The organism is Pseudomonas sp. P65(2024) (assembly GCF_057480955.1).
Genome location: NZ_JBLIYX010000004.1, coordinates 19239 through 32390 on the forward strand (window position 1 = coordinate 19239; position 13152 = coordinate 32390).

12 protein-coding genes are annotated in these 13152 nt (G+C 65.5%); 1 reads left to right on the forward strand and 11 read right to left on the reverse strand.

Annotation, left to right across the window (positions count from 1 at the left end):
• Window positions 1–60: 60 nt before the first annotated feature.
• The 8 genes from AC25MA_RS07665 to AC25MA_RS07700 form a co-directional block, all read right to left on the reverse strand.
• A complete protein-coding gene (locus AC25MA_RS07665; protein WP_069016572.1) occupies window positions 61–879 on the reverse strand; it encodes a phosphoglycolate phosphatase in 819 nt (272 codons plus the stop codon).
• On the reverse strand, window positions 876–1550 hold the full coding sequence (rpe, locus tag AC25MA_RS07670) for a ribulose-phosphate 3-epimerase (protein ID WP_028689018.1): 675 nt from the start codon (window positions 1548–1550) through the stop codon (window positions 876–878). Before rpe ends, AC25MA_RS07665 begins: the two co-directional genes overlap by 4 nt.
• 118 nt (window positions 1551–1668) lie before the next feature.
• A complete protein-coding gene (locus AC25MA_RS07675) occupies window positions 1669–2496 on the reverse strand; it encodes an ABC transporter permease (protein WP_028689019.1) in 828 nt (275 codons plus the stop codon).
• An 11-nt stretch (window positions 2497–2507) separates the two neighbouring features.
• The gene (locus AC25MA_RS07680) at window positions 2508–3755 is read right to left on the reverse strand and encodes an ABC transporter permease (RefSeq protein ID WP_182322223.1); all 1248 of its coding nucleotides are present in this window, start codon (window positions 3753–3755) and stop codon (window positions 2508–2510) included.
• A gap of 164 nt (window positions 3756–3919) precedes the next feature.
• Window positions 3920–4954 (reverse strand): ABC transporter substrate-binding protein, encoded by a 1035-nt coding sequence (locus tag AC25MA_RS07685; protein ID WP_028689021.1) that lies wholly within the window; start codon window positions 4952–4954, stop codon window positions 3920–3922.
• A gap of 40 nt (window positions 4955–4994) precedes the next feature.
• Window positions 4995–6107, reverse strand: coding sequence for an ABC transporter ATP-binding protein (locus tag AC25MA_RS07690; RefSeq protein ID WP_028689022.1), 1113 nt, complete (start codon window positions 6105–6107; stop codon window positions 4995–4997).
• Between the two features lie 304 nt (window positions 6108–6411).
• Complete coding sequence (locus tag AC25MA_RS07695; RefSeq protein WP_175406173.1) at window positions 6412–7044, reverse strand: response regulator; 633 nt, start codon at window positions 7042–7044, stop codon at window positions 6412–6414.
• Between the two features lie 9 nt (window positions 7045–7053).
• Window positions 7054–9441, reverse strand: a complete 2388-nt coding sequence (locus AC25MA_RS07700; protein ID WP_280092410.1) for a PAS domain-containing sensor histidine kinase — start codon at window positions 9439–9441, stop codon at window positions 7054–7056.
• 95 nt (window positions 9442–9536) lie between these two features.
• Between AC25MA_RS07700 and AC25MA_RS07705 the strand changes: the two genes are divergently transcribed.
• A complete protein-coding gene (locus tag AC25MA_RS07705) occupies window positions 9537–10535 on the forward strand; it encodes an alpha/beta hydrolase family protein (protein WP_279153232.1) in 999 nt (332 codons plus the stop codon).
• Window positions 10536–10598: 63 nt separating this feature from the next.
• Here the strand turns inward: AC25MA_RS07705 and AC25MA_RS07710 are convergent, their stop codons facing one another.
• The 3 genes from AC25MA_RS07710 to AC25MA_RS07720 are packed head-to-tail and all read right to left on the reverse strand — an operon-like array spanning window position 10599 to window position 13052.
• Window positions 10599–11363 carry a TerB family tellurite resistance protein gene (locus tag AC25MA_RS07710; RefSeq protein ID WP_028689026.1) on the reverse strand — a complete coding sequence of 255 codons (765 nt, stop codon included), beginning with the start codon at window positions 11361–11363 and terminating at the stop codon, window positions 10599–10601.
• A 1-nt stretch (window position 11364) separates the two neighbouring features.
• Complete coding sequence (murU, locus tag AC25MA_RS07715) at window positions 11365–12036, reverse strand: N-acetylmuramate alpha-1-phosphate uridylyltransferase MurU (RefSeq protein ID WP_486971922.1); 672 nt, start codon at window positions 12034–12036, stop codon at window positions 11365–11367.
• A complete protein-coding gene (locus tag AC25MA_RS07720) occupies window positions 12033–13052 on the reverse strand; it encodes an aminoglycoside phosphotransferase family protein (protein WP_486971923.1) in 1020 nt (339 codons plus the stop codon). Before AC25MA_RS07720 ends, murU begins: the two co-directional genes overlap by 4 nt.
• Window positions 13053–13152 lie beyond the last annotated feature (100 nt).

The following is a 13152-nucleotide window of genomic DNA, read 5'->3' on the forward strand; positions in this document are numbered from 1 at the left end:
GGGGCAAGCAGCAATGGGGGCGGGCAAACGGATGTACCGGCAGGCGCCGGTGGGCAGAAGTCAGGCGCGCCAGCGCCAGCGGGCCAGGGCCTTGATGACTTTCATCCAGAATTTGCCGGTAACCACCACGTTGTTGTCTCTGCTTTGCGGGGCTTGAAGGTCCGCCAACGTTATCCCAGTGTCGGTGACTAAGCAACCGGGCAGCAGCAGGCGCAGGTCGTCGATGACCAGGCTGGGCGACTCGTCGTCGATCGGCCGGCCATGGTTGTAGCCGTAGCTTAGGCCGACACACTGGACGCCGGCGGCCTTGGCGGCCAGCACGTCGCTGCGCGAATCGCCGACGAACAGCGATTGTTCGGCACTGACGCCGGCCATCTTCATGACGAACAGCAGCGCCGCCGGGTCGGGCTTCTTCTGCGCCAGGGTGTCGCCGCCGATGATCCAGCGGAAGTAGCGACCGATCTTCATCTGGTCGAGCAAGGGGGCGACGAAGCGTTCGGGTTTGTTGGTGATCAGCGCCATCTCCACGCCCTGCTTGCGCAGCCAGCGCAGGGTGTCGCGCACGCCGGGGTAGACCACGGTGAGGTCATGGTTGTCGGCATAGGCCTCCATGAACAGCGCCAGCGCGCGCTCGGCCAGCTCGTCGTCCACCGCGGCGTGATCGATATCGCCGGCCAGGGCCCGGCGTACCAGCACCTGGGCACCATTGCCGACCCAGTGGCGCACCGCCTCCAGGCCTGCGGGCGGTCGCCCGAGTTCGAGCAGCGTGCGGTCGACGGCTGCGGCCAGGTCGGGTACCGAATCGATCAGGGTGCCATCCAGATCGAACATCACCAGCCTGGGCAGTGTCCCCGGGAACAGCTGCTCGAAGCCGCTCATGCGCGTGCCAGCGCCATTTCGGCACGCATCTTGTCGATGACTTCCTTGTAGTCCGGGGCGTTGAAGATCGCCGAACCGGCCACGAAGGTGTCAGCGCCGGCGGCGGTGATCTCGCGGATGTTGCCTACGTTGACGCCACCGTCGATCTCCAGGCGGATGTCGCGGCCGCTGGCATCGATCAGGGCGCGGGCCTCGCGCAGCTTGTCGAGGGTGCCGGGAATGAACTTCTGCCCGCCGAAGCCAGGGTTGACGCTCATCAGCAGGACCATGTCGACCTTGTCCATCACGTACTTCAGCGCATCCAGGCCGGTGGCCGGGTTGAACACCAGGCCAGCCTTGCAGCCGCCGTCGCGGATCAGTTGCAGCGAGCGGTCGATGTGCTGGCTGGCTTCCGGGTGGAAGGTGATGTAGGTGGCGCCAGCTTCAATGAAGTCGCCGATGATGCGGTCGACCGGACTGACCATCAGGTGCACGTCAATCGGCGCGGTCACGCCGTACTTGCGCAGGGCGCTGCAGACCATCGGGCCGATGGTCAGGTTGGGCACGTAGTGGTTGTCCATGACATCGAAGTGGACGATGTCGGCCCCGGCGGCCAGGACCTTGTCGACGTCCTCGCCCAGGCGGGCGAAATCGGCGGACAGAATGGAGGGGGCAATAGCGTAGGGCTGCATGGCGCACCTGTTGGGCAGAATCACGGTGGCGCGCATTGTAACTCAGGGAAGCCGATGAGGGCTGATCGGTATCAACAGGCGCCCGACAGGGGGCGCCAAGCGCCCCTTTTCGCGGCAGTCAGGCTGGCTGCTGGGTTCTGAGCTTCTCGCTGCGCCCGCGCAACCACTCCAGGGTCAGCAGCAGGATCACCGAGAAGGCGATCAGCAAGGTGGCCGCCGCCGCGATGGTCGGGCTCAGGTTCTCGCGTATGCCGCTGAACATCTGCCGTGGCAGGGTTGCCTGCTCGGGCCCTGCGAGGAACAGGGTCACCACCACCTCATCGAACGACGTGGCGAAGGCGAACAACGCCCCGGAGATCACCCCAGGGGCGATCAGCGGCAAGGTCACCCGACGGAAGGCCAGCAATGGCGAGGCCCCCAGGCTAGCTGCCGCGCGCACCAGGTTGTAGTTGAAACCCTGCAGCGTCGCCGACACGGTGATGATCACGAACGGCACGCCCAGCACCGCGTGCACCAGGATCAGCGAGGTGAAGCTGTTGCCCATGCCCAATGGGGCGAAGAACAGGTAGCTGGCCACGCCGATGATCACCACCGGTACCACCATCGGCGAGATCACCAGCGCCATCACCAGCGACTTGCCGGGGAAGTCGCCCCGAGTCAGGCCGATCGCCGCCAGGGTGCCGAACACCATGGCCAGCACCGTGGCCGCCGGAGCCACGATGATGCTGTTCTTCAGGGCGCGCATCCATTCGGCGGAGGCGAAGAAGTCCTGGTACCAGTGCAGCGAAAAACCTTGCAGTGGATACACCAGGAAGCTCCCGCTGTTGAACGACAGCGGGATGATCACCAGCACCGGCAGTACCAGGAACAACAGGATCAGACCGCACAGGATGCGCAGGCTGTAGAACCACACCCGTTCCACGGGCGACATGTAGGGGCTCAGCATGACAAGGCTCCTCAGCTAAGGCGCAGACGGCTGGCGCCGACCAGCCAGCTATAGATCAGGTACAGCAGCACGGTCGCCAGCAGCAACAGCCCGCCCAAGGCGGTGGCCATGCCCCAGTTGATGCTGGTGTTGGTGTAGAAGGCGACGAAGTAGCTGACCATCTGGTCGTTCGGGCTGCCCAGCAGCGCCGGGGTGATGTAGTAGCCGATGGCCAGGATGAACACCAGCAGGCAACCGGCACCGACACCGGCATAGGTCTGCGGGAAGTACACCCGCCAGAAACTGGCGAAGGGATGGCAACCCAGGGAAATCGCCGCCCGCATGTAGCTGGGCGAGATGCCCTTCATCACGCTGTACAACGGCAGAATCATGAACGGCAGCAGGATGTGCACCATCGAGATGTACACGCCGGTCCGGTTGAACACCAGTTCCAGCGGTTGGTCGATGATGCCGATGGCCATCAGCGCGCTGTTGATCAGCCCACCCGACTGCAGCAATACGATCCACGCTGCCACCCGCACCAGGATCGAGGTCCAGAACGGCAGCAACACCAGGATCATCAGCAGGTTGCTTTGCCGGGTCGGCAGGTTGGCCAGCAAGTACGCCAAGGGATAGGCCAGCACCAGGCAAATGGCGGTGATCACCACGCCCATCCACAGGGTGCGGGCAAAGATATCCAGGTAGATGGCCTGGTCAGGCGTGGCCTTGGCCAGTTCGCCAAGGTCGTCGATGCGATGATCGACCGAGGCCAGCAGGTAGAAGGAGGTGACCGTGCTGGTGTTGCGGCGGATCGCCTGCCAGTAGGCCGGGTCGCCCCAACGCTCGTCCAGCGCTTGCAGGGCATCTTTATAGGACGCGGGCTCGTCCTTGAACGGCAGCGCCCGCGCGGTCTTGGCCAGCAGGCTGCGGTAGCCGGCCAGCTCCATGTTCAGGCGCTTGGAGAGGTCACCCAAGGTCTGGTTCTTGCGCGACTCGGCCAGGTCCTGGCTCAGGGCCTTGTAGACCTCCTCGCCGGGCAGGCTCTTGCCGTCCCATTGCGCCACCGCCTCGACGGTGCGCGGCAGGCCGGCGACCACTTCGGGGTTGCCGACGCTCTTGTACAGCAGCGCCGCGATCGGCACCAGGAACACCAGCAGGAGGAACAGCGCCAGCGGCGCGATCAACGCCTGGGCCTTCCAGCGGTTGACCCGCTCGGCATGCTTGAGGCGCTGCTTGAGGCTTTTACCCGCGCCTTCGTTGAGGGGCACTGCAATGGCCATGGCGAACTCCGGGGGAAACAGGGGTGGGGACTGGGTTGGCGCGGACCCTGGAGGAGCGGCCTTGCGTCGCGATGGGCTGCGAAGCAGCCCCGGCGGGCATGCATGATGCCGAGATCCCGGGGCCGCTACGCGCCCCGTCGCGACACAAGGCCGCTCCTACAGGGTTACTTCTTCGCCGCCCAGGCGTTGAAGCGTTGCTCCAGCTGTTCACTGTTGTCGGCCCAGAAGGCCACGTCGATCTGCACCTGGTTGGCGATGTTCTCAGGCGTGGTCGGCATGTCCTTCTTCACCGCATCGGCCAGCAGCGGGACGGCCTTGGAATTGGCCGGGCCGTAGGCAATATTCTCGGAGTAAGTCTTCTGCTGCTCGGGCTGGACGGTGTAGGCGATGAATTTCTTCGCCTCTTCCACATCCTTGGCGCCTTTCGGGATGGCCCAGGCGTCGAAGTCGTAGATGCCGCCGTTCCACACGACCTTGAGGTTGCTTTCTTTCTGCACCGCGGCAATACGACCGTTGTAGGCCGAGCTCATGACCACGTCACCCGAGGCCAGGTACTGCGGCGGCTGGGCGCCGGCTTCCCACCACTGGATGCTCGGCTTGAGTTCGTCGAGCTTCTTGAAGGCGCGGTCCTGGCCTTCCTTGGTGCCGAGCACCTTGTACACCTCTTTCGGCGCGACGCCGTCGGCCATCAGGGCGAACTCAAGGGTGTACTTGGCGCCCTTGCGCAGGCCGCGCTTGCCCGGGAATTTCTTCGTGTCCCAGAAGTCTGCCCAACTGGTGGGCGCGGTCTTGAGCTTGTCGGCGTTGTAGGCCAGGACCGTGGACCAAACGAAGAAGCCCACGCCGCACGGCTGGATGGCGCCTTTCACGTAATCGCTCTCCTTGCCGAAAAGGGCCGGATCGAGCTCCTCGAACATGCCCTCGTCGCAACCGCGCGCCAGCTCCGGCGACTCCACCTCCACCAGGTTCCACGACACGCTCTTGGTGTCGACCATGGCCTTCACCTTGGCCATCTCGCCGTTGTACTCCCCGGCGACGATCTTGCCCTTGCCAGCCTTTTCCCATGGCTCGTAGAACGCCTTGACCTGGGCCGCCTTGTTGGCGCCACCGAACGACACCACCGTCAGGTCCGCGGCCAGGGCCTGCCCGGCTGCGAACAGGCCAAGGGCCAGGGCGGTCAGTTTCAACTGCTTGCGCATTATTATTCTCTCCACAGTTCAGGGTTGGTGAAGCAAACCATCAATGGGCTTCGGCAATCGGGTCGAGCGCGCGGGCGTGCTCCACCGCCCAGCCCAGCGGTACCACATCGCCCACGGCCAGGGCCGGATCGAGCTCGGCGATCGGCTGCTTGACGAAGAAATCGGCCTTGCCGCAAACCTCCAGGCGCACCCGCACGTGGTCGCCCAGGTAGATGAACTCAGCCACCCGGCCAGAGAAGCGGTTCACGCAGCTTTCACTGTGGCCGTTCAGGCGCACGCGCTCCGGGCGGATCGACAAGGTCACCGGCTCGCCGGCCTGGCCGACGTTCACCGCCAGCGCCTCGACCCGCTCGCCCCGGGCCAGCTGCACCTGGCAACGATTGCCGTCACTGGCCAGCAACGTGCCGCTGAGGCGGTTGTTCTCGCCGATGAAGTTGGCGACGAAGGTGTTGCGCGGTTCTTCGTAGAGAGTGCGCGGGTCGGCGATCTGCTGGATCTCGCCCTGGTGGAACACTGCCACCCGGTCGGACATGGTCAGCGCCTCGCCCTGGTCGTGGGTCACGTAGACCACGGTCACGCCCAGGCGCTGGTGGATATGCTTGATCTCCATCTGCATGTGTTCGCGCAGTTGCTTGTCCAGGGCGCCGAGCGGTTCGTCCATCAGCACCAGCTGCGGCTCGAACACCAGGGCGCGGGCCAGGGCCACGCGCTGCTGCTGGCCGCCGGAGAGCTGGCCCGGGTAGCGCTTGGCGAAGGCGTCGAGCTGGACCATGCCGAGCACGCGCTTGACCCGCTCGCTGATGTCGGTCTTGCTCAGGTTGCGCACGCTCAGCGGAAAGGCCAGGTTCTCGGCCACGGTCATGTGCGGGAACAGCGCGTAGTTCTGGAACACCATGCCGATGTCGCGCTTGTGCGGCGGCACGTTGTTGATCGAGCGCCCGGCCAGTTGGATCTCTCCGGCGGTGGGGGTCTCGAAGCCGGCCAGCATCATCAGGCTGGTGGTCTTGCCCGAGCCGGACGGGCCGAGCAGGGTCAGGAACTCGCCCTTGCGGATGTCCAGGTTGAGGTCCTTGACGATCAGCGATTCGCCGTCGTAGCTCTTCTGCACACCTCGGAAGCTGACCAGCGTCTCGTTCGAATTCGCCTCGCTCATGCCCTGCACCTTCTTGTTGGAATGACTGCGTGGGCACAGCGTAGAAGAGGCGCAAGCGCCCGCAAATCGGGGGGGCTGAGAGATTGCCATCATCCGGATGGAGGACTTGCTGTAGGGATTGCCCTACAAGGATGGCGCTTTCAGGACAGACACATTCCCTTGGAGCGGCCTTGTGCCGCGAATGGGCCGCGAGGCAGCCCCGGGCTTCAACTTAGAGCCCATACTGCTGGGGCTGCTCTGCGGCCTTTTCCGGCCAGTCCGACGCCTCGGCAAGGCCGCACCTAAAAAACCGGGCATGTCGCAATCAGACCAGCTTGTGCTCCATCGCATACTTCACCAACTCCGCCAACGAGTTGACCTTGAGCTTCTGCATCAAACGCGCCTTGTGGGTGCTGATGGTCTTGTTCGACAGCGCCAGCTGCTGGGCGATGTCGTTGACGTTGGCGCCCTGGGCCAGGCGCTCGAACACCGAGAACTCGCGCTCGGACAGCAGCGTGTGCAACGGCCGGGTTTCGGTCAGCCCCACCTCGAAGACCATGCGGTCGGCCAGGCTCGGGTCGATATAGCGCCCGCCCCCGGCAACCCGGCGAATCGCGGTGAGCAGCAGCGCCGGGTCGCTGTCCTTGGTGGCGTAGCCCGCCGCCCCGGCCTTCAGCGCGCGCGCGGCCATCTGCGCCTCGTCGTGCATCGACAGCATCAGGATCGCCGGCGGGTTGTTCAATGCCAGGATCCGCGGGATGGCCTCCAGGCCGTTCACCCCTGGCATGGAGATATCCAGCAGCACCACTTCGCAAGGGGTATGGCGCAAAGTCTCCAGCAACTGCTCGCCATTGCCCGCCTCGCCGGCGACCTGCATGTCCTTGGCCAGGCCAATCAACTGCTTGATGCCCTCACGGACGATGGTGTGGTCTTCCGCCACCAGCACTCGAATCACGATCGTTCTCTCCTACGCCAAAGGAATCGCCACGCTCAGGCTGGTGCCTTCGCCGGGCTCGCTTTCCAGGGTCATGTCGCCGCCCAGCATCAGCACGCGCTCACGCACTCCCACCAGGCCGAACGAAGTCGGCCGAGCCGCATCGACGGCGAACCCCACGCCATCGTCGATGACCGTCATGCGCAACTGCCCGCCCTCCTCGACCAGGGCGATCTGCACGGTGTGCGCCCGGGCATGGCGCATGACGTTGGTCAGCGCTTCCTGGAGGATGCGGAACAGGCCGATGGCCTTGGCATCGCTCAAGGGCGGTAGTTGCTCCGGGACCTCGACCAGGCAGGGGATCTGCGTGCGGGCCTCGAAACGCCGTGCCTGCCACTCGATGGCCGAGGCGATTCCGGCATCGAGAATCGGCGGGCGCAACGCAGTGGCGACGTCACGCACCACCTGGAACAGTTGGGCGATCAGACGTTTCATGCTAGCCAGGCGCTCATGCAGCCCGGCATCCAGCTCGGCGTAGGCCAGCTCGCACATCGACACCTCGAGCTTGAGCACCGTGAGCATCTGCCCGAGTTCGTCATGCACCTCACGGGCGATGCGGGCCTTTTCCTCCTCGCGCACGCTTTCCAGGTGCGCCGACAACTCACGCAGTTGCTCCTGGGAGGCGGCCAGGGCCAGCTCGGCCTGCTTGCCTTGGGTGATGTCCCAGACCACACCATCCCACACCATGCGCCCATCGGCCAGGCGCCGCGTGGTCGCCTTGATGTCGGCCCAGCGCTGCTCACCCTGGCGAGTGAGGATACGGCCCTGCCACGACCAATCCCGGTCGCTGGCCAGGGCCAGGTCCTGGACCCGGTGATAGTCGGCGCGGTCCTCGGGATGGACCAGGTTGCGCAGCCCCATCTGCGGGTGCTGGATCGCCGCTGGGGTATAACCGACCAACGCCTCGCTGCCTTCGCTGATGTAGGGGAACTCCGGGTCGCCCTCGGCCGGGTCACGCTCCAGGCGGAACACCAGCCCCGGCACATTGCCGGCAATACCCTTGAGCCTTGCCTCGCTTTCGCGCAACGCGGCCAGGTCGCGCCGGCGCTCAGTGACATCGGCGAGGAACACCACCAGGTACTCCGCATCGCGAAAACGCAGGAACGACAGCGACAACTCGACCGGAAACAGACTGCCATCGGCGCGCCGGCACTGGCTTTCGAACTGCTGCTCACTGTCGCCCCCGGTGCGGGCGCGCTTCCACAGCTCCAGCCAGCGATCCATCTTCAGATTCGGCTCGATATCGACCAGCGGCCGCTCCAGCAACGCCCCCTCGGCGAAGCCCAGCATACGCTCGGCGGCATGGTTGGCGTAGCGCACATGGCTGTCCCAGTTGACCCAGAGGATGCCCACCGTGCTCTGGTCGATGGAGAACTGGCTCAGGCGCAAGGCCTCCTCGCGCACCTGACGCTCCACCAGACTCTCCCGGGCCGCCAGCAAGCCCCGCTCCAGGCCGCGCTGCTGGCGACGCTGCCAGAACAGGGTGGCCAGGGCACACAGCAGCAGCAGGCCGAACAGCAGGGCTAGGTTCTGCCAGAAGCCGGCCGATTCGGAAAAACGCGGGTACTTGGGCTGCAGCCAGCGCTGGTGCATTTGCTCCAAGGTCTTGGCCGGCAGCGCCTGCAAGGCGCGTTCGAGGATATCGGCGAGCACGGGCCAGTCGCGTCGCGAGCCGACCCGCAGCAACTGCGGCAAGCCGATATCGCCCACCACCGCCAGGTCTGCAAACTCGCCTTCGCGGGAAAGCCGGCTCAGCTGCGCTTCATCCAGCACGGCGAAGCTGGCCTGCCCGCCCAGCACCAGCTGCAGCGCCTCCCGCTCATTGGGTACGCCCTGCAGGTTGAGATTGCCGTAATTGCTCCGCAGGTAGTCCGCAAGGGCTCCTGGCATGCGCACAGCCACCCGCTCGTTGGCGGTCAGCTTCTCCAGATCCACGGCCACCGCGCCACTGCGCATCCCGACCACCAGTTGCGGCACACGCATATAAGGGTCACTGAACAGCCACAGCCGCAGGCTGGCGGGGGTCTGGGTCAGGCCCGGGGCGAAATCGATCTCGCCCGCCTGCAACGCGTGCTCCAGCGCGGCCTGGTCCGGGAAGCCGCGCCAGGTCAGATCCAGCCGTAATGCCTGGGACAGGGCACCGACCAGTTCGACGTTGGCCCCGTAGAATTGCTGCAGACGGCGGTCGAACTGGGCATAGGGGGCCTGCAGCACCAGGCCGACGCGCAGGCCGCGGTGCTCATCCAGCCACTGCTGCTGGGCCGGCTCCAGCACCACAGGTGGCGGCGCCTGCGGCTTTGCCAGGGCGATCAAGGGTAGACACAACCAGCCGATAACCCACAGGCAACACACTCGCTTCATCTCTACGCTCGTCTTGGCAATGACGGCCGCCTGGCGTGGCCGTCGCGGGCAAATACCATTAGGCTGCCGGTATGATTCTGGCCTTGGATTGATCGATGTTCACACTTTATCGCACGACGCTGGCAATGTTCTGCCTGGCTTCGCTCCTGCCGCTCGGCGCTCAGGCCGCCGACGCCGAAGCACCGCAGGCCGCCACAGAGGCGGCCACCCCTGCTCCCCGTCCACCGCTGCTCGAACGTAGCCAGGACGATGCCCTGGCCCTGGAGCGCCAGGTGCCCAAGGCCGAGCAACAGACCTTGCAGGCCAATGGCGAGAACTTCTTGGCGCTGTGGAAGCCGGCCAACGACAGCGATCCGCAAGGCGCGCTGATCATTGTGCCCGGTGCCGGCGAAAGCGCCGACTGGCCAACCACCGTCGGCCCGCTGCGCCGTGGCTTCCCCGATGTCGGATGGAGCACCCTGAGCGTGAGCCTGCCCGACCTGCTGGCAGAACGCCCGCAGGCCCGTGTCGAAGCCAAGCCGGTGATCGAACCGAAAAAGGAAGAAGGCGAGTCGGCCCCGGCCAAGGACACGCCAGCCGATGCCAACGCCAATGTCGCCCAGGCCACTGCGCCCGAGGCGGACGCGGCCGACAGCACCGACGCGGTCGAGGCCGACGAGCACACCAGCGAGGAGGATGCCCAACGCATCTTCGCACGCCTCGACGCCGCCGTGGCCTATGCCCAGCAGCAGAAAGCGCGCAGCATCGTGCTGCTGGGCAACGGCAGTGGCGCGTACTGGGCCGCACGCTACCTCAGCGAGAAACAGCCGCCCCAGGTACAGAAGCTGGTGATGGTCGCCGCACAGACGCCGGCAAGGGTGGAGCACGACCTGCTGAGCGTGACGCCGACTTTGAAGGTGCCGACGGCGGATCTGTACTACACAACCCGAACCCAGGATCGCCTGGCCGCCCAACAGCGCCTGCAAGCCAGCAAGCGCGAGAAAAACAGCCAGTACCGGCAGCTGTCGCTGATGGTCGTTCCGGGCAACAAGGTCGCCGAGCAGGAGCAATTGTTGCGCCGGGTGCGCGGCTGGCTGAAGCCCAAGGAAGAGTGAGGCGTATCGAGGGACAAGCCAACTCCAACAATCTGGGAGCGGGCCTGCCCCACGATGGCAAACCTAAAGCCCGCGCCGCTTGCGAATCATGGCATAGGCCTGATGCAACTCGCGGGTATGCTCGGTCGCCTCGCGCACCTTGGCCTCACTGGCACCGCTGCCCACCAACTTGTCCGGGTGATGCCGGCTGAGCAAACGTCGATAGGCCTGCTTGACCTTGTCCGCCTCGGTGTCCGGCTCCACCCCCAGCAGCCTCAATGCCGCCGCATAGGTCATGGCACCGCCTTCGATCGCCGATTTGCGCGGTTCATATTCCAGCGACATGGCCTGCACCTGGTTGCGACTGAGGCCCAACTGCTGCCCCCAGCCCAGCAACAGGTCACGCTCCTGGCGACCTGCCTTGCCATCGGCCCAGACCATCCGCCAGCAGGCACGCAAGGTACCCTCGGGGCCATGAGGCTGCAGCTTGATCCGGCGCAGGTAGTGCCCCAGCCGCCCCTTGCCCGACTTGCCGCGGTTGAACGCGGCAATCGCCCGCATCCGCGCAGGCTCTGCCAGGTCCAGACGCGACATTTCCTGACGCGCCTGCTGGATATGCCCCTCGACCACCCGGCCATCGCTCTTGGCCAGGCGCCCGAGTAGGACGAACAGCAGCTCCTCGTCACGCAGCGCCGGGCGACCGCCCAGACGCTCGCGCACATCCTCCCAGCCCTGCAGTCGCAGACGCCGATCCATGGCCTGTCCCAGCAACGCCCCCAGCAACGCACCCGGAATGCTGGCCACGGCGAAACCGGCACCGGCACCAATCACTGTGCTCGGCCACCACATGTCAGGCACGCTCGCCGATCAGGCGCTCGACATCAGCCAGGCGCTCGAGGGTGCCGACATCGATCCAGTGGCCACGGTAGTGCTCACCACTCACTCGACCTTCGGCCATGGCCTTGCGCAGCAACGGGGCCAGCTTGAACGCGCCGGGCTGGCAGCCTTCGAACAGCACCGGGTCCAACACCGAGATACCGCTGAAGGTCAGCGTTCCCGGGGCGTCGTCACCATCGCTCACCTGGCCATCCGCCAGTCGGAAGTCGCCACGTCCGTGATGACCGGGATTGTCCACCAGTACCAGGTGTGCCAGCCCTTGCAGGGGAGCATTCAGGCCAGTGAAGTCGTAGTCGGTCCAGACATCACCGTTGACCAACAGGAACGGCGCATCCCCCAGCAGGGGCAACGCCTTGAAGATCCCGCCACCGGTTTCCAGTGGCTCGCCCTCCGCCGAGTAGCGAATGCGCAGGCCGAAGCGGCTGCCATCGCCCAGATGGTCCTCGATCTGCTGGCCGAGCCAGGCATGGTTGATGACCACTTCACGAATACCGGCGCGGGCCAGCGCCTCGAGGTGATACTCGATCAGCGGCTTGCCGGCGGCGGGCACCAGCGGCTTGGGCGTATGCAGGGTCAGCGGGCGCATGCGCTCGCCCTTGCCTGCCGCCAGGATCATTGCCTTCATGAACGCGCCTCGCCCTTGAGCTCGGCAATCAGTTGCCCCAGCTCGGCCAGTTCGGGGCGACGAGCGATCACTTCATCTATATAGGCGAAGAAGCGTGGCACGTCGGTGAGATAGCGCGACTTGCCGTCACGGTGGCAGATACGGGCAAAGATACCGATGACCTTGAGGTGGCGCTGCACGCCCATCAGGTCGCTGGCGCGGTGGAATGCTTCAAACTCGGACTGCACCGGGATACCGGCGGCGCGGGCCTTTTCCCAATAGCCACGCAGCCAGCCCTCCACGCGCGGCTGCGGCCAGCTGAGGAAGGCATCCTTGAACAGGCAGGTGATGTCGTAGGTCACCGGGCCGTAGACGGCATCCTGGAAATCCAGCACGCCCGGGTTGGGGGCGCTGTGCATCAGGTTGCGCGGCATGTAGTCGCGGTGCACCAGCACCTTTGGCTGGGCCAGGGCGCTGTCGATCAGCACCTGGCTGACCCGTTGCCAGGTGGCCTGCTGCGCTTCGCTGAAAGTCAGGCCGAGCTCACGGCCCACGTACCACTCGGGGAACAGCTCCACCTCGCGGCGCAGCAGGGCATCATCGTAGCTGGGCAGTGGCGCGTCCATCGGCAGGCGCTGGAACGCCAGCAGCGCATCGATGGCATCGGCGAACAGTGCGTCGGCGTTGTCCGAATCAATGATGTCCAGGTATGTCTGGCGGCCCAGATCGCCCAGCAGCAGGAAGCCACGTTCCAGGTCCTGTGCATGAATGACCGGCACGTTCACGCCCGCCGTGGCCAGCAGGTGGTCGATATCGACGAACGGGCGGCAATTTTCCTGCGGCGGCGGCGCATCCATGATCACGAAGCTGTGGCCGGCGCCCTCCCAGCGGAAGTAACGGCGGAAACTCGCATCGCTGCTGGCGGCGGTCAGGCTGCCGGTGGGCACTTCGCCCCAGGCGTTGCTACGGAACAGGCTCTCCAGTTGCCCGGTGAGCCAGGCGGTCAGTTGTTGCAGGCGTACATCGTGATCGGGCATTACGAGGGTTCTCCGACGGCCCTAGCCGTCAAGCGGGTCATGCTTTATTATCCAGCATCTTTTTCAGACCATCGAGAGGCGTGCGGCCCCCACACGCGGG

What these genes read in the sequence shown, in the direction of transcription:
- AC25MA_RS07665 (WP_069016572.1), bottom strand. Translation starts at nt 879, where the DNA reads ATGAGCGGCTTCGAGCAGCTGTTCCCGGGGACACTGCCCAGGCTGGTG.
- rpe (WP_028689018.1), bottom strand. Translation starts at nt 1,550, where the DNA reads ATGCAGCCCTACGCTATTGCCCCCTCCATTCTGTCCGCCGATTTCGCC.
- AC25MA_RS07675 (WP_028689019.1), bottom strand. Translation starts at nt 2,496, where the DNA reads ATGCTGAGCCCCTACATGTCGCCCGTGGAACGGGTGTGGTTCTACAGC.
- AC25MA_RS07680 (WP_182322223.1), bottom strand. Translation starts at nt 3,755, where the DNA reads ATGGCCATTGCAGTGCCCCTCAACGAAGGCGCGGGTAAAAGCCTCAAG.
- AC25MA_RS07685 (WP_028689021.1), bottom strand. Translation starts at nt 4,954, where the DNA reads ATGCGCAAGCAGTTGAAACTGACCGCCCTGGCCCTTGGCCTGTTCGCA.
- AC25MA_RS07690 (WP_028689022.1), bottom strand. Translation starts at nt 6,107, where the DNA reads ATGAGCGAGGCGAATTCGAACGAGACGCTGGTCAGCTTCCGAGGTGTG.
- AC25MA_RS07700 (WP_280092410.1), bottom strand. Translation starts at nt 9,441, where the DNA reads ATGAAGCGAGTGTGTTGCCTGTGGGTTATCGGCTGGTTGTGTCTACCC.
- AC25MA_RS07705 (WP_279153232.1), top strand. Translation starts at nt 9,537, where the DNA reads ATGTTCACACTTTATCGCACGACGCTGGCAATGTTCTGCCTGGCTTCG.
- AC25MA_RS07710 (WP_028689026.1), bottom strand. Translation starts at nt 11,363, where the DNA reads ATGTGGTGGCCGAGCACAGTGATTGGTGCCGGTGCCGGTTTCGCCGTG.
- murU (WP_486971922.1), bottom strand. Translation starts at nt 12,036, where the DNA reads ATGAAGGCAATGATCCTGGCGGCAGGCAAGGGCGAGCGCATGCGCCCG.
- AC25MA_RS07720 (WP_486971923.1), bottom strand. Translation starts at nt 13,052, where the DNA reads ATGCCCGATCACGATGTACGCCTGCAACAACTGACCGCCTGGCTCACC.